The sequence below is a fragment of the Aeromonas sp. MaB10011B genome (genome assembly GCF_017939325.1).
Classification (GTDB): Bacteria; Pseudomonadota; Gammaproteobacteria; order Enterobacterales; family Aeromonadaceae; genus Aeromonas; species Aeromonas caviae.
This window is the reverse complement of the sequence record NZ_JAGKRK010000018.1, coordinates 1-21,549: the sequence shown is the minus strand read 5'-3', so window position 1 is coordinate 21,549 and position 21,549 is coordinate 1. Positions and strand designations below refer to the sequence as shown.

At 62.1% G+C, this 21,549-nt stretch carries 19 protein-coding genes; 15 read left to right on the top strand and 4 right to left on the bottom strand.

The genetic code is table 11. The annotated features are described in order from the left end of the window. Positions 1-164 precede the first annotated feature (164 nt). On the top strand, positions 165-620 hold the full coding sequence (locus J9893_RS07215) for a hypothetical protein (protein WP_039040959.1): 456 nt from the start codon (positions 165-167) through the stop codon (positions 618-620). A gap of 52 nt (positions 621-672) precedes the next feature. On the opposite strand, the gene ppgK is transcribed toward J9893_RS07215, so the two are convergent. Together ppgK and queG are read right to left on the bottom strand one after the other, a co-directional pair. Beyond that, the gene (ppgK, locus tag J9893_RS07210) at positions 673-1,416 is read right to left on the bottom strand and encodes a polyphosphate--glucose phosphotransferase (RefSeq protein ID WP_042016688.1); all 744 of its coding nucleotides are present in this window, start codon (positions 1,414-1,416) and stop codon (positions 673-675) included. Between the two features lie 83 nt (positions 1,417-1,499). Then, positions 1,500-2,654: a tRNA epoxyqueuosine(34) reductase QueG gene (gene queG / locus J9893_RS07205; protein WP_210600679.1), complete on the bottom strand. Its 1,155-nt coding sequence runs from the start codon at positions 2,652-2,654 to the stop codon at positions 1,500-1,502. A gap of 99 nt (positions 2,655-2,753) precedes the next feature. Between queG and J9893_RS07200 the strand changes: the two genes are divergently transcribed. The 10 genes from J9893_RS07200 to J9893_RS07155 all read left to right on the top strand — a co-directional run bounded on the left by J9893_RS07200 (position 2,754) and on the right by J9893_RS07155 (position 13,386). Then, positions 2,754-4,256 carry an NAD(P)H-hydrate dehydratase gene (locus J9893_RS07200; protein WP_210600671.1) on the top strand — a complete coding sequence of 501 codons (1,503 nt, stop codon included), beginning with the start codon at positions 2,754-2,756 and terminating at the stop codon, positions 4,254-4,256. Positions 4,257-4,273: 17 nt separating this feature from the next. Beyond that, positions 4,274-4,747, top strand: a complete 474-nt coding sequence (tsaE, locus tag J9893_RS07195; protein ID WP_109111729.1) for a tRNA (adenosine(37)-N6)-threonylcarbamoyltransferase complex ATPase subunit type 1 TsaE — start codon at positions 4,274-4,276, stop codon at positions 4,745-4,747. Positions 4,748-4,770: 23 nt separating this feature from the next. Beyond that, entirely contained in the window at positions 4,771-6,288 is a 1,518-nt protein-coding gene (locus J9893_RS07190; protein ID WP_202395083.1) for an N-acetylmuramoyl-L-alanine amidase, read from the top strand. Positions 6,289-6,393: 105 nt separating this feature from the next. Beyond that, a complete protein-coding gene (gene mutL, locus J9893_RS07185; RefSeq protein WP_113978126.1) occupies positions 6,394-8,277 on the top strand; it encodes a DNA mismatch repair endonuclease MutL in 1,884 nt (627 codons plus the stop codon). A 92-nt stretch (positions 8,278-8,369) separates the two neighbouring features. Then, positions 8,370-9,287 (top strand): tRNA (adenosine(37)-N6)-dimethylallyltransferase MiaA, encoded by a 918-nt coding sequence (gene miaA / locus J9893_RS07180; protein WP_119197807.1) that lies wholly within the window; start codon positions 8,370-8,372, stop codon positions 9,285-9,287. Between the two features lie 72 nt (positions 9,288-9,359). Further along, the gene (gene hfq, locus J9893_RS07175; protein WP_011704864.1) at positions 9,360-9,623 is read left to right on the top strand and encodes an RNA chaperone Hfq; all 264 of its coding nucleotides are present in this window, start codon (positions 9,360-9,362) and stop codon (positions 9,621-9,623) included. 63 nt (positions 9,624-9,686) lie between these two features. Further along, positions 9,687-10,973, top strand: a complete 1,287-nt coding sequence (gene hflX, locus J9893_RS07170; protein ID WP_010673194.1) for a ribosome rescue GTPase HflX — start codon at positions 9,687-9,689, stop codon at positions 10,971-10,973. Positions 10,974-11,066: 93 nt separating this feature from the next. Further along, the gene (hflK, locus tag J9893_RS07165; RefSeq protein ID WP_010673195.1) at positions 11,067-12,218 is read left to right on the top strand and encodes an FtsH protease activity modulator HflK; all 1,152 of its coding nucleotides are present in this window, start codon (positions 11,067-11,069) and stop codon (positions 12,216-12,218) included. Positions 12,219-12,221: 3 nt separating this feature from the next. Further along, entirely contained in the window at positions 12,222-13,106 is an 885-nt protein-coding gene (gene hflC / locus J9893_RS07160; RefSeq protein ID WP_010673196.1) for a protease modulator HflC, read from the top strand. A 91-nt stretch (positions 13,107-13,197) separates the two neighbouring features. Next, a complete protein-coding gene (locus J9893_RS07155; protein WP_010673197.1) occupies positions 13,198-13,386 on the top strand; it encodes a DUF2065 family protein in 189 nt (62 codons plus the stop codon). 88 nt (positions 13,387-13,474) lie between these two features. On the opposite strand, the gene ispB is transcribed toward J9893_RS07155, so the two are convergent. Then, positions 13,475-14,446, bottom strand: coding sequence for an octaprenyl diphosphate synthase (gene ispB / locus J9893_RS07150; protein ID WP_010673198.1), 972 nt, complete (start codon positions 14,444-14,446; stop codon positions 13,475-13,477). A gap of 242 nt (positions 14,447-14,688) precedes the next feature. Between ispB and rplU the strand changes: the two genes are divergently transcribed. The 4 genes from rplU to J9893_RS07130 all read left to right on the top strand — a co-directional run bounded on the left by rplU (position 14,689) and on the right by J9893_RS07130 (position 18,404). Continuing rightward, on the top strand, positions 14,689-15,000 hold the full coding sequence (gene rplU, locus J9893_RS07145) for a 50S ribosomal protein L21 (protein WP_005304210.1): 312 nt from the start codon (positions 14,689-14,691) through the stop codon (positions 14,998-15,000). Between the two features lie 17 nt (positions 15,001-15,017). Continuing rightward, complete coding sequence (rpmA, locus tag J9893_RS07140; RefSeq protein WP_010673199.1) at positions 15,018-15,275, top strand: 50S ribosomal protein L27; 258 nt, start codon at positions 15,018-15,020, stop codon at positions 15,273-15,275. A 189-nt stretch (positions 15,276-15,464) separates the two neighbouring features. Continuing rightward, a complete protein-coding gene (cgtA, locus tag J9893_RS07135) occupies positions 15,465-16,667 on the top strand; it encodes an Obg family GTPase CgtA (protein WP_010673200.1) in 1,203 nt (400 codons plus the stop codon). A gap of 366 nt (positions 16,668-17,033) precedes the next feature. Next, the gene (locus J9893_RS07130; protein ID WP_210600669.1) at positions 17,034-18,404 is read left to right on the top strand and encodes a YjiH family protein; all 1,371 of its coding nucleotides are present in this window, start codon (positions 17,034-17,036) and stop codon (positions 18,402-18,404) included. A gap of 73 nt (positions 18,405-18,477) precedes the next feature. Here the strand turns inward: J9893_RS07130 and J9893_RS07125 are convergent, their stop codons facing one another. Next, positions 18,478-21,360, bottom strand: coding sequence for an HD domain-containing phosphohydrolase (locus J9893_RS07125; protein ID WP_210600667.1), 2,883 nt, complete (start codon positions 21,358-21,360; stop codon positions 18,478-18,480). Positions 21,361-21,549 lie beyond the last annotated feature (189 nt).

Sequence of the window (21,549 nt, the reverse complement as noted above, 5' to 3'; positions counted from 1 at the left end):
GTCGTCCGGGCAGCATCGCTGCCGGTTTCCCCTTCCTCCTGCCGTCTCTTTTTCTGCTTTCTTTTCCATCTCCTTGATGCAGAACAATAAATGACCAGTTCGTGGCCGTGTCGACATGCCAGCTCCCTATACTGGCTGCAGGTGGATGCCAGGAGGGAGGCGAGATGCGATTCCAACAGATCAAGGACCTGATGCTCTATCTCGAGGAGCTTCATCATCGGCAAGGGCGCATTTACGGGCGCCAGATCCCCCGGGTGGATGCTGAGCGCAGCAGGATGTTGCTGGCCTATCTGCAAGGGCGGGAGGATGCCGCGGCGGCTCATCTGCACGATTATCGCGAGCAGATGGGAAGCGCGGTGAAGGAGACCTGGCTGGATCAGGGGTTTGGCGAGGATCTGCTGGCCGAGGGGGATCGTCTGGCGCTGCCCGCCACAACCCAGCCCGCGGAGATAGTGGCCCTGGTGTCACGCCAGGAGGAGAGGCTCATCGGCGAGCTGGAACGTCTGGCCCGGGAGTGCCCCACGCCCGACACGGCGGCGCTGCTGAAAGCCCTGGCCTCCATGGCCCAATCCCGCCTGACCCGTCTGGTACACGGTGCTCATCGCCTCGACGATCTCTGAGCCCGAATGAGAGAGACCCGGCACGGGCCGGGTCTTCTGATGTTGCTGGCGGTCAGCTCCCTTGCCGGGCCGCGCCATAGAGGGCGGCGCCTATGATGCCGGCCTGGTTGAGGTTCGCGGCCGCCACCAGGGGAGCCCGGGTCTCAATCTTGTCGATGAACTTGTCGAGCTTGGCGGCGCTGCCGCCCCCCAGGATGAAGAGGTCGGGGGAGAACAGAAACTCCAGGCGAGCCAGGTATTTGTTGAAACGTTTGCCCCAGCGGCCCCAGGAAAGATCCTCGCGCTTGCGCACCGCATCGGAGCAATAGTGTTCGGCCACCATGCCTTCCAGCATCAGGTGACCCAGTTCGGTATTGGGCAGCAACTGGCCATTGACGAAGACGGCGGTACCGATGCCGGTGCCGACGGTGATGAGAATGATGACCCCCTGGCGATCCTGCCCGGTGCCAAAGCGCATCTCCGCCAGACCGGCCGCATCGGCGTCGTTCAGGACATGGCAGGGCAGGCCGGTCACATCGGCAAACAGGTGGGCGGCATCGGTCTCAATCCAGCTCTTGTCGATGTTGGAGGCATTCTTGGCGATGCCGTTGTGGATGGTGGCGGGAAAACCGCACCCCACGGGACCCTTCCATTGGAAGTGCTCGACCAGCGCCTTGAGGGTGTGTGCCACGGCGGCCGGGGTTGCCGGTTGCGGTGTGGCGATGCGGTGGCGTTCGCCAATCAGCTCCCCGGTTTCGGTGTCGACCAGGCAGCCCTTGATCCCGGACCCCCCAATATCTACTCCCAGCATCTGCATCAGAATCTTCCTTTTATTGTGCCGATGTTCAATGGTCGGCAGAGCATGAAAAAATGGCTGCGATCCGGCAAGTGCCAGATCACTTATGCGTGATCCGGCAGACCTTTTTCGATGCAGCGGATCAGCAATCGCGTCTTTTTATTCTCTTCCTGCTGACGCTTGGCCAGGGTCGCCAGCGCCCACTCGATATGCTCGGCCACCATGGGCGCCGCCTCAGGCAGCGCCTGTTGCAGGGCGGCCAGGACCTCGCTGCTGGCCGGTCCGTTGCCAAGGGCTACCGCCAGGTTGCGGCGCCAGCGCTGATAGCCGATGCGGCGGATGGGGCTGCCTTCAGTGTGCTTGAGAAATTCGGCCTCGCTCCAGCCCCACAAGGTCAAGAGGGGCGGGCGGTGCAGATTGGGGCGCGGAGTGAAATCGGGCTCCGGGCTCGCATCCGCATAGCGGTTCCAGGGGCAGATGAGCTGGCAGTCGTCACAGCCATAGATGCGATTGCCCATGAGCGGCCTGAACTCCTCGGGAATGGGGCCGTCATTCTCGATGGTGAGATAGGAGATGCAGCGCCGTCCGTCTACCACATAGGGGGTGATGATGGCACCGGTGGGGCAGATATTGATGCAGGCCACGCACTTGCCACACAGCTCCTTCTCCACCGGGGTATCCACGGGCAGCGGCAGGGCGATGAGCAATTCTCCCAGAAAGAAGAAGGAGCCGGCGGACTCGTTGATCAGCAGCGAGTGCTTTCCCACCCAGCCAAGGCCGGCCTTGGCCGCCAGCGGCCTTTCCAGAATAGGGGCCGAGTCGACAAAGGGGCGCCACTCGCCCAGGGTTTGTCCCGCTGCCTGCAATAGGGTGTCGCACCGCAGCTCGATGCGCTCCCCCAACTGTTTGAGCCGGTTGCGCAGCACCTTGTGGTAGTCGCGGCCGAGGGCATAGCGGCTGATGTAGCCGAGGGTGGGATCGCGCAGGGTGGCGGCAAAGCCCGCCTCGAACGGGAGGTAGTTCATCCGCACCGAGATGACCCGCAAGGTGCCCGGCAACAGCTCGTGGGGGCGGGCCCTCATCATGCCGTGGCGCGCCATGTAGTCCATGGTCCCGTGATAACCGGCATCCAGCCAGGCCTGCAACCTTGGCTCTTCCAGGGTGAGGTCGGTGTCGGCGATGCCGACCTGGTCAAATCCTAGCTCCCTTGCCCAGAGCTTGATATCGTGGGCCAGTTGCGCAAGTTCGGCAGCCGTCATGCAGCATCCTCCCTCTGCCTGCAGGAGTGTGGCAGGCGCAGGGCGGCAATATGGCGTGCCAGTTGCCGGGTCATGGGATGATGAAACGTGGGGGCCGTCATGGTAGAGGTGTTCGGGGACGCTATCCGCAAAAATGAGTGGGAGAGTCTAGCACAACCCCTGTGGCGGGCCGAGCAGATCCGCAGCATGGAACGGCGCTGGGCCGAGCAGGAGGGGCTTCCCCTCTATGTGCTGATGGAGCGGGCCGGGACTGCGCTGTGCAACTATGCCTGTCACCACTGGCCCGACAGCCGTCAGTGGTGGATCTTCGTCGGCCCTGGCAACAACGGTGGGGATGGCTACGTGCTGGCCCGCCTTGCCCGGCGCATCGGCCTCGAGCCTCTGGTGATTGCCGCCCGGGCTCCCGGCCTGCTGAGGGGAGATGCCAGGCGGGCTGCCGAAGAGTGGCTCGCATCGGGGGGGGGCGTGACCATGGCCGAGGATCTGCTTCCCGCCACGCTGCCGCCGCCGGATCTGGTCATAGACGCACTGCTCGGTACCGGCGTCCAGCTTCCCCTCTCCTCGTCAATGACAAAGATCGTCGCAACAATCAATGGCTTGAACGCGCCCGTGCTGGCGGTGGATCTCCCCTCCGGTCTCAATGCCGACACCGGCCGCGCCATGGGCGCACTGGTGCGTGCCACCCGCACCCTCACTTTCATCGGCATCAAGCAGGGCATGCTCACCGCCGACGGGGTGGACGGAGTCGGCCACCTCGACCGGGATCCCCTGGGAGTGACGCCGGGGGAGGAACGGGTTCCCGCTGCCGAGCGGATCGATTATCCCAGCCTCAAGGGGTTGCTGACCCCGCGCAGGCGCTCGGCTCACAAGGGACACAGCGGCAAGGTACTGCTGACGGGGGGGAACCTCGGCATGCAGGGGGCCATTCTGCTGGCGGGTCAGGCCTGCCTGCGGGCGGGGGCGGGATTGGTACGCCTGCGCCAGCACCCGGATTGCCCGGCGGCCAGCCTGGTTCAACCCGAGCTGATGGGATGCCCAGCGGACATGGATGAAGGGTGGGCATCGGTGCAGGTACTGGGCCCCGGGCTCGGTCAGGATGGGTGGGGCCGGGCCCGGTTCGAACAGGGCATCGGAGCCGCCGTGCCACTGGTATTGGACGCCGATGGATTGAATTGGCTGGCGCAGGCCCCCCGTCATCAGGATAATTGGGTGCTCACGCCCCACCCCGGGGAGGCGGCTCGCCTGCTGGGTTGCTCCATCGCCGAGGTCGAGGGGGACAGGTTTGCGGCCGTCTCGCGACTGCAACAGCGCTACGGTGGTGTGGTGTTGCTCAAGGGGGCGGGGTCGCTCATCTGCGACGGCAGGCGCATTTCCCTGTGCGACGAGGGCAACCCCGGCATGGCCAGTGGCGGCATGGGTGACCTCTTGTCTGGTATAATCGCCGCCCTTCTGGCTCAGGGCTGGTCTGCGGGCATGGCCACCCGACTCGGGGCCGTGATCCACGCAGAGGCCGCCGATCTGGCCGCTGCCGAGGGTGAGAGGGGCATGCTGGCATCGGATCTGCTGCCCTGGATCCGTCGTCTGGTCAATCCGACACAGTAACAAGTAACAAGAAGAACATGGCAAAAACCTTGATGATGACACTGCCGGACGAGGCAGCAACAGTGGCGCTGGGTGGCCGTCTGGCAAAGGCGTGCCAACAGGCCACCACGGTATTTCTGCACGGTGCCCTCGGGGCCGGCAAAACCACCCTGACCCGAGGCTGGGTGCAGGGACTGGGTCATGAGGGCAAGGTCAAGAGTCCGACCTATACCCTGGTGGAGCCCTATGAGCTTGCCCAGTGGCAGGTCTATCACTTCGATCTCTATCGACTGGCCGACCCGGAAGAGCTGGAGTTCATGGGCATTCGCGACTATTTCGCCGCCGATACCCTCTGCCTGGTGGAGTGGCCAGAGAAGGGCGAGGGCTGGCTGCCAGCCCCGGATCTCGAGATCACCCTGAGTTATGCAAACGAGCAGCGCGCGGTGCAGATTGATGCCCGCACTGCTATCGGCGAAGCCATTCTGGAACGGTTGTCATCTCAGTGCGCGTGATCCTTGTTTTTGTTCTCTCCCTGATGGCATTGCCCACCTGGGCCAATCAGCTCAAGAGTGTGCGGGTGTGGCCATCACCGGACAACACCCGGGTGGTGCTCGACATGAGCAGCGCCCCCAATTTCAACTACTTCACCCTGACCGGTCCGAACCGTCTGGTCATCGACCTGAAAGGGGCGAGCAACGCCACCAACCTGGCCCGCATCGAGAACAAGAGCGAGCTGGTGCGCAAGATCCGCGAGAGCACGCCGCTGGAGAAGGGCGGCCTGCGACTGGTGCTGGATCTCGGCTCTGCCATCAAGCCGGTGGTCTTCCCGCTGGCGCCGGCAGGTCCCTATGGCCACCGTCTGGTGATCGATCTTCCCTATGAAGAGAAGGGGAGCGCTGCGGCGCAGCCCGCTCCCGTCGGGGGGCACGGCAAGGCCATCGTCATCGCCATCGATCCTGGTCACGGCGGGGAAGACCCGGGCTCCATCGGCCCGCGCCGCACCTACGAGAAACGGGTGACCCTGGCGGTCTCCCAGAAGCTGGCGACCCTCATCGACCGGGAGCCCGGCATGCGCGCCGTGCTGACCCGCCGTGGCGACTACTTCGTCGATCTCAACAAACGCTCCGAGATTGCCCGCAAGGCCAAGGCAGACCTGCTGGTGTCAGTGCATGCCGACAGCTTCCACAACTCGACTCCTCGCGGCGCCTCCGTCTGGGTGCTGTCGACCAACCGCGCCAACCGCGAGATGGGTAGCTGGCTCGAGAAGCAGGAGAAACAGGGGGAACTGCTGGGAGGCGTTGGCAAGGTATTGGCCGAGTCTGATCCCAACCCCTATCTGGCGCAGACCTTCCTGGATCTCTCCATGGACAAGTCCAGGGCCGAAGGCTATGACGTCAGCCGCCAGATCCTGCGCTCGCTCGGGCGGGTGGCCAGATTGCACAAGAAGGCGCCGGAACATGCGAGTCTGGCGGTGCTGAAGGCGCCGGACATCCCCTCGGTACTGGTGGAGACGGGCTTTATCTCGAACCACGCCGAGGAGAAGCTGCTGGCCACCGCCAGCTATCAGGATCAGCTGGCCCGGGCCATCTTCGAGGGGATCCGCAACTATTACCGCAGTCATCCGACCAAGGGGCCCATGCTCACCGGCAAGGGCCAGGTTGCTGCCCCGCCGCGTCAGGCGCCTGCCAACAAGCCGGTCGCTGTCAGCAAGCCGGCTGCCCAGCCAACGCAGCAGGTCGTGACCAACCGGATGCCGGCGAGCGAGCCCTATCGCGTCGGTGAGGGCGGCGCCCCGGTCAGCAGCGTCGGCAGCGCCTCCGGTGCCGGCGTGATCAAACCTTACAAGGTCGCAGCCCAGGAGCCGAGTGCGCCGGTAGCCAGCGTGCAGAGCAACGACAAGTCCAACATGATCCGCCACGTGGTCACCCGTGGTCAGAGTCTCTCCCGGCTCGCCGAGAAACATGGGGTGAGTCAGGCGCGACTGGTGGAGATCAACAAGCTTAAGTCGCGGGACATCCAGATAGGGCAGGTGCTCTATATTCCGCGAAAATAGCGCGGGTGAAGAACGCCGCCCTTCTCTGCCGATGGCAGGGAGGGGCGGTGAGCATTGATGGCGCCAGGTCCACCTCTTCCCCTTTTTCATCTGCAGGAGCAAGCGATGCCAATCCGTATATTGCCGCCGATTCTGGCCAACCAGATTGCTGCCGGTGAGGTGGTGGAGCGGCCCTCCTCCGTGGTCAAGGAGCTGGTGGAAAACAGCCTGGATGCGGGGGCTGACCGGGTCGAGATCGACATCGACAAGGGAGGCGCCAAGCTTATCCGCATTCGTGACAACGGCTGCGGTGTCGCCAGGGATGAGCTGGTGCTGGCGCTGTCGCGCCACGCCACCTCCAAGGTGGCGACCCTGGACGATCTGGAAGGGATCAACAGCCTGGGCTTTCGCGGGGAGGCGCTCGCCTCCATCAGCTCCGTCTCCCGCCTCACCTTCACCTCCCGTACGGCAGAGCAGAGCGAGGCCTGGCAGGCCCAGGCGGAAGGGCGTGAGATGAGCGTCACCGTCAAGCCGGCGGCCCACCCGGTGGGCACCACGGTGGAGGTGGTGGATCTCTTCTTCAACACCCCGGCGCGGCGCAAGTTCATGCGCAGCGAAAAGACCGAATTTGCCCACATCGACGAACTGGTGCGCCGCATCGCGCTCTCCCGCTTCGACGCCACCCTGATCCTGCGTCACAACGGCAAAGTGGTGCGCCAGTACAAGGCGGCCAACACGGTGGCGGAGCAGGAGCGCCGCCTTGCCGCCGTCTGCGGCTCCCCCTTCATGCACCATGCCCTGGCGGTATCGAGCGAACACAGCGACGTGCGGTTGTGGGGCTGGCTGGCCACTCCGGCAGGGGCCAGGCCGCAGAACGACCTGCAATACACTTATGTCAATGGCCGCATGATGCGGGACAAGCTCATCAATCACGCCATCCGCCAGGCCTATGACGAGCTGCTGCCCGCCGATCGCTTCGCGGCCTATGTGCTTTATATCGAGCTGGATCCCCGCCAGGTGGACGTCAACGTCCATCCGGCCAAGCACGAAGTGCGTTTCCATCAGGCGCGTCTCATCCACGATTTTATCTTCCAGGCGCTGTTTACCGCCCTGCGCCAGGACGGAGCAGGGAGCGCCACCGATGAACCCCTGGCCGAGACCCAGGTCGAGCTGCCGGGCAGCCCGGAGATCACCTATCCGGGTCAGGCGCCGCGCACCGAGTGGTACGGTGCCGAACACGGCTATCGGGCTCCTGCCCCTGCACGAGATGGCGACGGCGTGCGGGAAGGCGGTGGTGGCAGGGGAGGACACTACCAGCCTCCCGAACCCCCGAGCCGGGCCGCGATGCGAGGCATGGGCGCCTTGCTCACCACCCTGCCCGAGGTGGCGACGCCGGCATCCCGGCCCGGAGCCGAGAGCGGTGCCGTCGAGACGCCAGCCCGAACGGGGGAGTGGCGCGCCCTGAGCCTGGTCGAGCAGGCCTATCTGCTGATGGAGCGTCAGGGGCAGCTGGCGCTGCTCTCCCTGGTGCGCGCCGAGCGTCTGTTGTTGCGCCACTGGCTGCTGGATGCCTGGGGCCAGGGGCTGGCGGCCCAGCCTCTATTGCTGCCGGTCTCCTTCAAGTTGCCGAAAAACCTGGTAGCCCTGGTGGAGGAGCGGGAACGCCTGCTCAAACGCATGGGGCTGGAGTTGAAAAGCGGGGGGCGCGACACCATGATCCTGACTCGGGTGCCCGCCCTGCTGCGCCAGACCGATCTGGCCCGCCTCTTACCCGAATTGTTGCAACTGGTCGAGAGCGGATCTGACAGTGATGCCGACGCGCAGGCTGGGGTACTATGCCAGTGGTTGGTGGAACAAGGCATAAGTGCCGAAAAAATATACGATTTTGCCACTGCCACCCGGTTGTTGACGGAACTTGTTGCCGATTTCAGTGACCAACTGGCAGACGTTCGCATGGTGCGCCCGTTGTCGCTGGCGAACGTGCTGGCCGAGTTTGCCGATGGCAACTGACGGCGTCTCGTCGTCTGTTGCATCCATATGACCAGTTTTATGCCGGCTCGCCCGTGAAGGGGCGGCCGAAGGGAGTGTTTAACGTGGCTGACTTGCCGACTGCAATTTTTCTGATGGGGCCGACGGCCTCCGGCAAGACGGATCTCGCCATTGAACTGTGCCAGGCCCTGCCCTGCGACATCATCAGCGTGGACTCTGCGCTCATCTATCGCGGCATGGACATAGGCACCGCCAAGCCGACGCCAGCCGAGCTGGCGCAGGCCCCGCATCGGCTGATCGACATCCTGGATCCCGCCATGAGCTATTCGGCGGCGGATTTTTGCAAGGATGCCCTGCGGGAGATGAAAGAGATCGCCGACCGTGGCCGCATTCCGCTGCTGGTGGGCGGCACCATGCTCTATTTCAAGGCGCTGCTGGAGGGGCTTTCTCCGCTGCCTTCCGCCGATCCCACCATTCGGGCCGGCATCGAGGAAGATGCTGCCCGCCTCGGCTGGCAGGCGCTGCACGACGAACTGGTGCGCATCGACCCGGTGGCCGGTGCCCGCATCCACCCCAACGATCCCCAGCGCCTGTGCCGGGCGCTCGAGGTTTACCGCATCAGCGGCAAGACCCTCACCGAGCTGACCCAGGTACAGGGAGAGGGGCTGCCCTACCGGGCGCTGCAGTTTGCCATCGCGCCGAGGGATCGGGCCGTGCTGCACCAGCGCATCGAACAGCGGTTTGACAAGATGCTGGGCAGCGGCTTCGAGCAGGAGGTCAGGGCGCTTTACGAGCGGGGGGATCTTACCCCGGATCTTCCCTCCATTCGCTGCGTGGGATACCGCCAAATGTGGGACTACCTGGCGGGGGAAGTCGAGTATGATGAGATGCGTTATCGCGGTATTGTTGCCACCCGCCAGTTGGCCAAGCGTCAGATGACCTGGTTGCGCGGTTGGCCTGATGTGACCTGGTTGGAATCTGGTGAGTCTGGCAATCTGGCCAGGGTCGTCGCCCAAGCTGGTCCGGCTTGACACTCCTGTATAATCAGGTTGTTATATTGAATATCCGGTGTTTAAAAACAACAAACTATAAGGAAAAGAAAGATGGCTAAGGGGCAATCTCTCCAAGACCCGTTTTTGAATGCGCTGCGCCGTGAGCGTATTCCTGTTTCTATCTATTTGGTGAACGGTATCAAACTGCAGGGGCAGATCGAATCGTTTGACCAGTTTGTGATTCTGCTGAAGAACACCGTGAGCCAGATGGTCTACAAGCACGCCATTTCCACCGTGGTGCCGGCCCGTGCCGTCAACCATCACCAGCACGCCCCGGGCGCCGCCGGTGAAGAGCAGGGTGAAGCCGAGGCGTGATATCCTGCGGCGAGTTCACTCGCCAACTCAGATCCATCATGATACCTGTCAAGGAGCAAGCGCTTGTTTGACCGTTACGAAGCTGGTGAACAGGCCGTTCTGGTACATGTCAACTTCAGCGATGAGGGCGAGCGGGAGGATCTGGACGAGCTCAAGATGCTGGTGAGCTCGGCCGGGGTCAATGCACTGGGGGTGATCACCACCAGTCGCAGCGCACCCAGCGCCAAATTTTTTGTCGGCAGCGGCAAGGCGGAAGAGATCGCGTCCCAGGTCCAGATGCTGGACGCCGACGTGGTCATCTTCAACCATGCCCTGACCCCCGCCCAGGAGCGCAACCTGGAGCGTCTGTTCCAGTGCCGGGTCGTGGACAGAACAGGCCTTATCCTCGATATCTTCGCCCAGCGCGCCCGCACTCACGAAGGCAAGTTGCAGGTCGAACTGGCCCAGTTGCGCCATCTTTCCACTCGTCTGGTGCGAGGCTGGACCCACCTTGAGCGACAAAAGGGGGGGATCGGTCTGCGCGGCCCGGGTGAAACCCAGCTTGAAACCGACCGACGCCTGCTGCGTGAGCGCATCAAGGCCATTTTGCGCCGCCTCGACAAGGTGGCCAAGCAGCGGGAGCAGGGGCGCCGTGCCCGCAACCGCAACGAAGTGCCGACCGTTTCTCTGGTGGGGTATACCAACGCCGGAAAATCCACTTTGTTCAACCAACTTACAGATGCCAGCGTGTATGCTGCCGACCAATTGTTCGCAACCCTGGACCCCACCCTGCGTAAATTGGTGATCCAGGATGTGGGTGATGTGATCCTGGCGGATACAGTTGGATTTATTCGGCACTTGCCCCATGATCTGGTCGCGGCCTTCAAGGCGACCCTGCAGGAGACTCGCGAAGCGGACCTGCTGCTGCACGTGGTGGACTGCGCCGATGAACAGATGCAGGAGAATATCGAGTCGGTCCAGCGTGTGCTGGCCGAGATCGAGGCAGATGACCGTCCCCAGCTGATGATCTGCAACAAGATCGACAAGCTGGGGGATCGTCCGGCTGGTCTTGAACGGGATGAGGCTGGACGACCGGTGCGAGTCTGGTTGTCGGCCCAGACTGGCGAGGGCAGTGAATACCTGTTCCAGGCACTGACCGAACTGCTGGCCGGCTCCATGGTGCATCACACCCTGCAACTGCCCCCTTCCGCCGCCAGACTGCGCAGTGCGCTCTATCGGCTGAAAGGTATCGAGCAGGAAGGTTTCAGCGAGGAGGGGGACTTTGTGCTGGAAGTTCGCCTGCAACTGGCTGACTGGAACCGCCTCATGAAACAAGAAGGTGAGAGTTTACAACGCTTTATCAGGCATTGATGAGTCGATGAACATAAATGGTTTGCTGACTTCATCGCCCCTCTGTGGCCCGATAGAGATGATATCCATCCGCATGTATTAATGGAGACGCTGATGGCTTGGAATGAGCCTGGTAACAATGGCAAAGACCGTGACCCCTGGGGGAACAACGGCAAGAATCAGGGCCCCCCTGATCTGGACGAGATGCTTCGCAAGGTGAGCCGTCGTTTTGGCGGTCTGCTCGGTGGTGGCAAATCCGGTGGTGGTGACGTCGGCAAGTTCGGCCTCTCCATCGCCTTGGTGGTGGCCGTGGTGGTGTGGGTCGTCAGCGGCTTCTACACCATTCGCGAAGCCGAGCGAGGCGTGGTGCTGCGCTTTGGCGAATACTCCCACAACGTGGATCCCGGCCTGCGCTGGAAACCGACCTTCATCGACCGGGTGATCCCGGTGGACGTGGAGTCTGTCCGTTCCCTGCCGGCGTCCGGTTTCATGCTGACCCAGGATGAGAACGTGGTACGGGTCGAGATGGACGTGCAGTATCGCGTGGTCGATCCCGAGCAGTACCTGTTCAGCGTGACCAACGCCGACGAGAGCCTGAGCCAGGCCACCGACAGCGCCCTGCGCTACGTGGTGGGTCACACCAGGATGGACGATGTGCTGACCACGGGTCGTGAGAAGGTGCGTCAGGAAACCTGGCAGGTGATCGACAGCATCATCGAGCCCTATCAGATGGGTCTGCAGATCGTGGACGTCAACTTCCTGCCGGCGCGTCCGCCGGAAGAGGTGAAGGATGCGTTTGATGACGCCATCTCCGCCCAGGAAGATGAGCAGCGTTTCATCCGTGAAGCGGAAGCCTATGCCCGTGAAGTGGAGCCCAAGGCTCGTGGCCAGGTCAAACGTCTGGAGCAGGAGGCCGAAGCCTACAAGTCCCAGATCGTGTTGAAGGCCAAGGGTGAAGTCGCTCGCTTCAACGAGCTGCTGCCCCAGTATCAGGCCGCGCCCGAGCTGACCCGTGATCGTATCTACCTGGAAACCATGGAAGAGCTCTATCAGCAGGCCAACAAGGTGGTTGTCGACATGCCGGCCGGCAACAACAGCATGATCTACCTGCCGCTCGACAAGCTCTCTGGCAAGGCGAATGCCGTGCAACCGGCACGTCCTGCGGGCACCCCGGCAGTCGAGGCGGCGCAGCCGTCCAACGAAGGGGCCAACTCCACTCCGACCCCGCTGCGTGGCGGTGATCGTTTCAGCACAGGGAGAAACTGATAGATGAAAAAGCTAGCTATTGGTGTCATCGCTGTGGCCGCCATGGTCTGCTTCTCTTCCATCTTCATCGTCGATGAAGGACAGAAGGGGATCGTGGTGCAGTTTGGCAAGGTGAAACGGGTCGACTCCGGTGAGCCGCGCCTGTACGAGCCGGGCCTGCACTTCAAGGTGCCGCTCATCGACCAGGTACGCAAGATGGATGCCCGCATCCAGACTCTGGAAGGCCAGGCGGATCGCTTCGTTACGTCCGAGAAGAAGGACCTCATCATCGACTCCTACGTGAAGTGGAAGATCGAGGACTTCTCCAAGTACTACCTGGCGACCGGTGGTGGCAACAAGATCCAGGCTGAAGACCTGCTCAAGCGCAAGATCAACAACGGCCTGCGTTCCGAGATCGGTAACCGCACCATCAAGGATATCGTCTCCGGCGAGCGCAGTACCGTGATGGAAGATGCCCTGATGAAGATGGCGCGCTCCTCCGAGCTCGGCATCAAGGTGGTGGATGTGCGCATCAAGCAGATCAACCTGCCGGTGGAAGTTTCCAGCTCCATCTATCAGCGGATGCGTGCCGAGCGGACCGCGGTTGCCCGTGAACACCGTTCACAGGGCCGCGAGCAGGCCGAGATCCTGCGTGCCGACATCGACCGCAAGGTGACCGTGATGATCGCCGACGCCGAGAGTAATGCCCGTCAACTGCGTGGTGAAGGGGATGCCGAAGCCGCCAGGATCTATGCCGACAGCTACAAGAAGGACCCGGAGTTCTTCAGTTTCGTGCGCAGCATGGAGGCCTATCGCAAGAGCTTCGCCGGTGGCAACGACCTCATGGTCCTGAAACCGGACAGCGAGTTCTTCCGCTACCTCAAGTCGCCGCACGGCAACAAGCAGTAAACATGTGTTGATATGACCCAAGGGCCTGATGATTCAGGCCCTTTTGTTTGCCGGCCACAGACCGGCAGGGGAACAGGGATAGGGAGAGGTGATGCTGACATCCATGTTGATGGGGCTGGGGTTGCTGCTGCTCTTCGAAGGATTGGGGCCCTTGCTCGCTCCCAGGGCATGGCAGCAGATGCTGCGCCTGCTCGGGGAGTTGCCGCCGGAACAGCTGCGCCGCATCGGCGGCTGTCTGGTGGTGGCAGGTGGTGTCATCTTGTGGGCGTTGGCCCGTTAGAGCCTGTGTTGATACGACAGTGGCACGGGGAATTCGGACAATAAAAAAGAGGCCAGAGGGCCTCTTTTTTATTGTCCGCCGGCTGGCATCAGGCGCTGCGCTGCACCGCCATGTGGGCCAGGGTCTCCAGCGCTTGCTTGTGCCGGGAGTCAGGCAGGATGGCGAGGGCGGCGATGGCCTTGTCAGCCTCTTCCCGAGCTCGCTGGCGGGAGTATTCGAGAGCTCCGGTGCGATCCAGGATGCCCAGAATACGCTCCAGGTGATCCATCCCGTTGCGGTGCTCGATGGCATCGCGCACCAGTTGACGCTCTTCCGGGGTACCCACTTCCATGGCGCGCAACAGCGGCAGGGTCGGCTTGCCTTCGGCCAGATCGTCACCCACGTTCTTGCCCATCTCCTCGCTCTGGGAGCAGTAGTCCATCACGTCGTCGATGATCTGGAACGCGGTACCCAGGTACTTGCCGTAGTCGGTCATGGCCTGCTCGACGGGCTCGGGCTGATGGGTCAGCACGGCGGCGAGTCGGGTCGCGGCTTCAAACAGCTTGGCGGTCTTGCAGTAGATGACCGTCATGTAGCTCTCTTCCGTGGTATCCGGATCGTTGCAGTTCATCAGCTGCAGCACTTCTCCTTCGGCGATGGTATTGGTGGCATCGGAGAGGATCTCCATCACCTTCAGGTTGGAGAGTTCGCTCATCATCTGGAAGGAGCGGCTGTAGAGGTAGTCACCCACCAGAACACTGGCGGCGTTGCCAAACAGGGCGTTGGCGGTTTCCCGGCCGCGGCGCAGGTCGGATTCGTCGACCACGTCGTCGTGCAGCAGGGTGGAGGTGTGAATGAATTCGATGATGGCGGCCAGTTTCAGGTGATCTTCACCCTCATAGCCCAGTGCGCGTGCGGCCATCACGGTCAGCATGGGGCGCATCCGTTTTCCGCCTGCACTGACAATATAGAAACCCAGCTGGTTGATCAGGCTGACATCGGACTGGAGTCTCGCCAGGATCAGTTCATTGACCGCCGTCATGTCGGCGGCACAGAGCGCACGGATAGTCTGTTGGTCCATAAGTCTCGTAACGTGACGGCAGCATTTACTGCGTTTTTAGCAATGGCGGGGATTCTACACGATTTCACAATGGGTTACAGTTAGGCGTTTATTCACGGGGGCAGATATGCGCACAAAATAAACTTTTTGCTAAATTGGCCTTGCCTCGGCAAATCGTTCTGCGTAGAATGCCCGCCCATTGTTATAGGTTTTTGTGCGTGTCTGGCCTTGAGCAAAAGACACGCCTTTACGGAGTTAATCAAATGTACGCGGTATTCCAAAGCGGCGGAAAACAACACCGTGTGGCCGAAGGTCAAATCGTTCGTCTGGAAAAGCTGAACGTTGAGACTGGCGCTACCATCGACTTCAACGAAGTGCTGATGGTTGCTGCAGGCGACACTTTCAAAGTAGGTGCTCCTTTCGTTGAAGGTGGCAAGGTTGTGGCTGAAGTTGTGGCTCACGGCCGTGGCGAGAAAGTGACTATCGTCAAGTTCCGTCGTCGTAAGCACCACCGTAAGCAAGCGGGCCACCGTCAGTGGTTCACTGAAGTCAAAATCACTGGCATCAGCGCTTAATTAGAGGAGTCCGATAGATGGCACACAAAAAAGCTGGCGGTTCATCCCGCAACGGTCGCGATTCTGAAGCTAAACGCCTGGGCGTGAAGCGTTTCGGCGGCGAAACAGTTCTGGCTGGCAGCATCATCGTTCGTCAGCGCGGCACCAAGTTCCACGCTGGTGAGAACGTTGGTCTGGGCAAGGACCACACTCTGTTCGCTACCGCGAACGGTAAAGTGCAGTTCGAAGTTAAAGGTCCGCAGAATCGTAAGTACGTCAGCATCGTTGCTGAGTAATTACGGACCGCAAGGATCCGAAGCCCCGCCAACCTGGCGGGGCTTTTGTTTTTCTGATGAGTTTGACGAAAAAACGGCACGCGGATGAGCCGGCGCAGACAGCCCTCATCGGCCAGATGCGCCTCGCCCGAAGGGGCCCGTATCACTATAATTGCGTATCGGTTTTTCGAATTAAGGTGACGGTTACCTATGAAGTTTGTTGATGAAGTCCAGATTCGAGTCGATGCCGGTGACGGTGGTAACGGTTGTGTGAGCTTCCGCCGCGAGAAGTACATCCCGAACGGCGGCCCGGACGGCGGTGACGGCGGTGATGGTGGCGACGTGTATCTGGTGGCCGATGAAAACCTGAACACCCTGATCGACTACCGTTTCGAGCGCTTCCACGCCGCCGAGCGTGGCGAGAACGGCCAGAGTGCCAACTGTACCGGTCGTCGCGGCAAGGACAAGATCCTGCGCGTGCCGGTCGGTACCCGTGCCACCGATGAAGACACCGGTGAACTGCTGGGGGATTTGACCAGTCACGATCAGAAGCTGCTGGTTGCCAAGGGCGGCTTCCACGGCCTTGGCAACACCCGCTTCAAGAGCTCGGTCAACCGGGCGCCGCGCCAGAAGAGCAACGGCACCCCGGGTGAAGTGCGTACCCTGAGGCTGGAGCTGCTGCTGCTGGCGGATGTCGGCATGCTGGGTCTGCCCAACGCAGGCAAGTCCACCTTCATTCGCGCCGTTTCTGCGGCCCGTCCGAAAGTGGCAGACTACCCCTTCACCACCCTGGTACCGAACCTGGGCGTGGTGCGTGGCGAGAACTCCCGCTCCTTCGTCATTGCTGACATTCCCGGCCTCATCGAAGGGGCTGCCGAGGGGGCAGGCCTGGGGATCCGCTTCCTCAAGCACCTGGAGCGTTGCCGCGTCCTGATCCACCTGGTGGATATCTGCCCGGTGGATGGCTCCGATCCTGCCGAGAACGCCGTGACCATCGTCCGGGAGCTGGAAAAATACAGCCCCGAGCTTGCGGGCAAGCCGCGCTGGCTGGTGTTCAACAAGATGGACCTGATCCTGGAAGAAGAGGCTCAGGAAGTGATGGACAGAGTCAAGGCAGCCCTCAACCACGAAGGTCCGGTCTACGCCATCACCGCCATCAGCAAGGAAGGCACCAAGAAGGTGTGCTACGACATCCTGGATCTGCTGGATACCATGCCTCGTCAGCTGGCGGAAGATGCCAGAGACGCCATCGAGAAGGTGGAGTTCAAGTGGGATGACTATCACAAGAACCAGCTTGCCAAGGCGGAAGCCGATGCCCTGGCGGCGTCCAAGGCCTTCGATGATGGCTTGGACGATGACGACTGGGACGATGAGGACGACGACGGCGTCGAAGTCATTTACGTTCGCGATTGAGCATCATGTTCGTGACAAGACCGGAGCCAGACAGGCTCCGGTTTTTTTATGGGAGGATCGACGGGATCACCCTATAGATATATTTTTCATGTCTCTTATTGCCTGACAGTGGCTGCGGATTATACTGCGCACCTGAATGTAACCTGTATGAAACATTATGCTAACCATTCAAATTGAATCGATATGCATGACTGTTTTGGTTTGTTCTTATGGATGGTTCGCCTGATAAAATATTTATGCTTGAAATGATCAATTAACGGCTTGTTTGTGCAGTTTTTTGGGTTATTCTTGCGCCCGTTTTCCGGGCGATGGCATGAGTATGCAGGCGGCCCGGCTGAAGGAAAAGTCACATTTAAGGCTGTTTATATGTTGGAAAAGACCCTGGAAGCACCGGCAATCCGTACTCGCCGCAACGTGCTGATGTTTTTGATCCCGTCACTGATCGGGATCCTGCTGTTCATGACCCCGGTCATCTATGACGGCAATGTCACCATTCCCGTCGCCGTGTTGGCGAAGCTGGTTCAAACGGTGTTTGCCGATCATCTGGTGGCCATGGTCAGCGCCATCATCACCACCACCATGCTGATGACCCTGATCGCTTGGCTGTTCAAACCGGCGATCCTGGTAAAACGGCCCTTCCTCAACAGCCTGTTCAACGTCTCCCCCTTCTGGGCGTGCGTGCGGGTGCTGGGCGGGGTCTTCGTGCTGTTGACCTTCTTTGAAGCCGGTCCCGAGGTACTGCGCTCAGGGGCGACCGGCGGCCTGGTGCTGCACGATCTGCTGCCGGTACTGTTCTCCGTCTTCATCTTTGCGGGCCTGCTGCTGCCCTTGCTGCTGGATTTTGGTCTGCTGGAGTTTGTCGGTACCATGATGACCCACATCATGCGTCCGGTGTTCCGTCTGCCGGGTCGTTCTGCGGTGGACTGCTTCGCCTCCTGGCTCGGTGATGGCAGCGTCGGGATCCTGCTGACCAGCAAGCAGTATGAAGGCAAGTTTTACACCCAGCGGGAAGCGGCCGTCATCGGTACCACCTTCTCCGCCGTCTCCATCACCTTCTGTCTGGTGGTGATCTCCCAGGTGAAGCTGGAGCACATGTTCGTCCCCTTCTACCTGACCGTCTGCCTGGCCGGTGTGGTGGCCGCCATCGTGGTACCGCGCCTGCCGCCGCTCTCCTGGAAGAAGGATGTCTACAGCGACGGTACTCCCCTGTGCCGCAAGCAGGAGGCGATCCCCCACCAGCACAGCGTGCTGAGCTATGGCTATCAGCGCGCCCTGGCCAAGGCCGACAGCATGACCGACATGGGCGCCGTGGCGCGGGAAGGGATGAAGAATGCCCTGGACATGGTGTTCGGCGTGCTGCCTGTGGTGATGGCGATCGGCACCTGTGCCCTGATGCTGGCGGAGCATACCCCCATCTTCAACTGGCTGGGGGCGCCCTTTGTTCCCTTGCTGGAGCTGCTGCAACTGCCGGAGGCAGAAGCCGCGTCCAAGACCATCATGGTGGGCTTCGCCGACATGTTCATCCCGGCGGTGCTGGCGTCCACCATAGAGAGCGACATCACCCGCTTCGTGATCGCCGCCATGTCGGTCACCCAGCTTATCTATATGTCGGAAGTGGGAGCCCTGCTGCTGGGCAGCAAGATCCCGGTCAAGCTGTGGGAGCTGTTCGTCATCTTCTTGCTGCGCACCCTGATCACCCTGCCGGTGATCGCCGGCGTCGCCCACCTGCTGTTCTAAGAGGCGGCCCCACGCGAAAAACGGTCAACCTGGGTTGACCGTTTTTTTATGGGTTTATGCGGGCAGGGGCGGCTCAGTGCGCCTCCGCCAGCAGGGCCTGACAGGCCGCCTCGTCCAGCTGCTGGGGGGCGAGGAAGCGCTTTGCATAGTCCCGCCAGATGCCGCTCTCGATGAAGAGGGCAAACAGGGCCGGGTCTATGTGATGCTCCTGCACCATCTTCTGCATGATGGCCAGGGACTGGGAGACCGTCTTGCCCGACTTGTAGGGGCGGTCGCTCGCGGTCAGCGCCTCGAAGATGTCGGCGATGGCCATGATGCGGGCGGGGATGCTCATCTGCCCCCCCTGCAACTGGCGCGGATAACCGGTGCCATCCATCCGCTCGTGATGGCCTCCCGCTATCTCCGGCACCTTGCGAAGGTGCTGGGGGAAGGGGAGCCGCTCCAGCATGCGGATGGTCTGGATGATGTGCTCGTTGATCTTGTAGCGCTCCTCCTCGGTGAGCGTGCCTCGGCCGATGGCGAGGTTGTAGTGCTCGCCCCTGTTGTAGAGGTGGGCGGGCACCCGCACCTTGAAGCCCCAGGGGTTGTGGCGGGCGAGGTTGTCCTGGGCGGGGCGGGGGATCAGGTGAACCGGCTTGTCGGCGAGCAGCGTCTCGCGGCAGGGCAGGGGGGAGGGGCCGGGGTGGCGCCTGAGCTCCTCCTGACTGATGCCGAGGCGATCGTCCAGGGTGCGCAGCCAGGTGCGGTTGGCGATGGTCGCGAGTCGCTCCAGCTTCTCCGGTGCCATCCACTCCCCACCCAGATTGCATTCGGCGACGAAGGCGAACTCCTCGTCCAGGGCGTGCCAGCGCGGGCCGGCCTCCTCCTCGGCCGCCTGCCGCTCCGAGGCCGGCAGCCGGGCCGCCAGCGCGTCGATATGGGCATCCCGCTTGAGCACCTCGAAGCGGGTGCGGATCTCGTGGATCCTGTCGTAGATGGTCTCGAGCTTGGTCGCCTTGTCCACCACGAACTCCGGGGTGGTGACCTTGCCGCAGTCGTGCAGCCAGCTCGCGATATGGATGGCCTCCCACTCCTCTTCGTTGAGCCGGAAATCGGCAAAGGGCCCCGTCTGCTGTGAGCAGGCAGCCTGGGTCAGCATCCTGGCCAGTTCCGGCACCCGCTGGCAGTGGCCGCCGGTGTATGGGCTCTTGGCATCGATGGCACCGGCGATGAGCTCGATGAAGGCTTCCAGCAGTTGCTTCTGCTCCTCCAGCAGGCGCTGGTTTTCGATGGCGGAGGAGGAAGTGCCCGCCAGCGCCTCGATGAGGCTGATGCGCGAGGCCAGTTCGCGGGCCGAGCAGTCTGGCAGGATCAGCAGCAGGCAGCCGATCAGCTCCTGACGGTGGTTGTGAAGGGGCTCGACCAGCAGTTGGCAGGCACCAGGGAAGGGGCCCCAGTCGGTGAGGTAGCGGGCCCACTGTGCCTCGTCGAGGGGCAGGCAGAGGCGCTCCGTGTGGTAGAGGCCGCCGAGCAGCGCCGCCTGCCACTGTACCTGTTCGCACGCCAGCGGCTGCCCCTGCCAGATGGCGTGAACGGCCTGCATCTCGCTCTCCTGGGCCAGGAAGAGGCAGCCGCCCTCGGCCTGGGCAGCCGCCACCGTCTCGTGCAGGATGCGGCTGAGCAACGAATCGAAGCGATGCTCTGCCGCCAGCGCCCGGCCCATGTTCATGAAATTGCCGAGGGTCAGGCGCATGCTGGACATGGCGCGGGCGAGATCGTCAATTTCGCGGATCGCCGAATCTGGCCCCGGGCTGTCGCCAAAGTCGAAGTGCTGGATCCGCTCAGCCTCCCCGGTCAATACCAGCAAGGGGGCGGCAGTGCGCCGGGCAGCCAGCCAGATGACGGGCAGCAGGAGCAGCAGACCGGCAAGGGCCCAGGCGAGATTGTGCAGGGCATCCTGGCGCGCCGGGGCGGTGAGCACCTCGGTGGGCACCAGGAGGGCGAGATAAAACGGGGACTCTTCCCCGAGGGAGGAGAGGTTGACCAGCCACTCCTGACCCTGAACCGTGGCCAGGGTCAGCTCGGCGGGGTGATGCAGCAGGGCAGGCCGCGCAGCCATCTCCTGTTGCAGCCTGGTGAGAATGGGGTGATTGAGGGCCGACAGCATGGGCAGGCGGCTCAGTTGCTCGAAGCTTGGAAGGCGCTCGGGATCCGTGGCCAGCAGGGTCCCGACCTCGTCAAACAGCACCAGCTGGCTGTGACCGGGCAGGGGCAACTCGCCGATGAGGGAAGAGAGTCCCTCCACGCCCGCATCGAGCCCGATCACCGCCCGGCGATCGTCGCTCTCCACCGCCAGTGTCATGCCTGGCTCCCGGGTAGTGAATAAGAGGTAGGGGTGGGTCACTATGATGCCCGTGCTCCAGCGCGCCTCCTTGTACCAGCCCCGATCTCGTGGATCGAAACGGTAATCCGGCATGGGGCGCCGCTCCAGCAGCCGCAGCCGCTGGTCGAAATAGAGGAACTCTCCCTGTCCCTGATGCAGGCTCTGGACCAGCAGGCGGCTCTCGGGCGGAGGCGCCTCCAACGCCCCTCTCGCCCGTTCGGTCAGCTTGCGTACCAGAAAGAAATCGCCGTCCTCGTAACCGGCATAGATGGCGCCGTAACTGGTGCTGTTGGCCAGTACTTCTGCCAGCTGGGGCAGGAAGGCTAGCCGCGTCTCCAGCCCTGTCATGGCGGACAGCTGGCCGCTGCGCAGCAGATTCAGGGACATGCGGGCCGGTCGCTGGTTCAGCTTGATGGCGAGGGCAAGCTGCTCCCGGTATTGCTGGAAGCTCTGACGTTCGTGCTCCAGCCCCTGCTGCATGCCCTGCTGGAACTGCAGCACGATGAGGGCGCCCCCCAGCAAGGAGAAGAGCAGGATGAAAAGGGTGGCAATGTATACGTAAAAGGGTCTGCGACTGAGACTTGCGTTTGTCATGGACGGATCCTTGTCCCCTGGCGATCGCCGTATTGGTCACCTAAGGAAGGTGCGAATAAGCGGGGAAATTCTTCTCGGCTGACTCAGTCATTTCATTTTTTCAGTTTGAGCCGATCTTTTCTCCCGTAAATGCCTTGAATCAGCCTATTTAGACCGTTTCTTCGCCATTTAAGGCGTTATTCCCAGTTT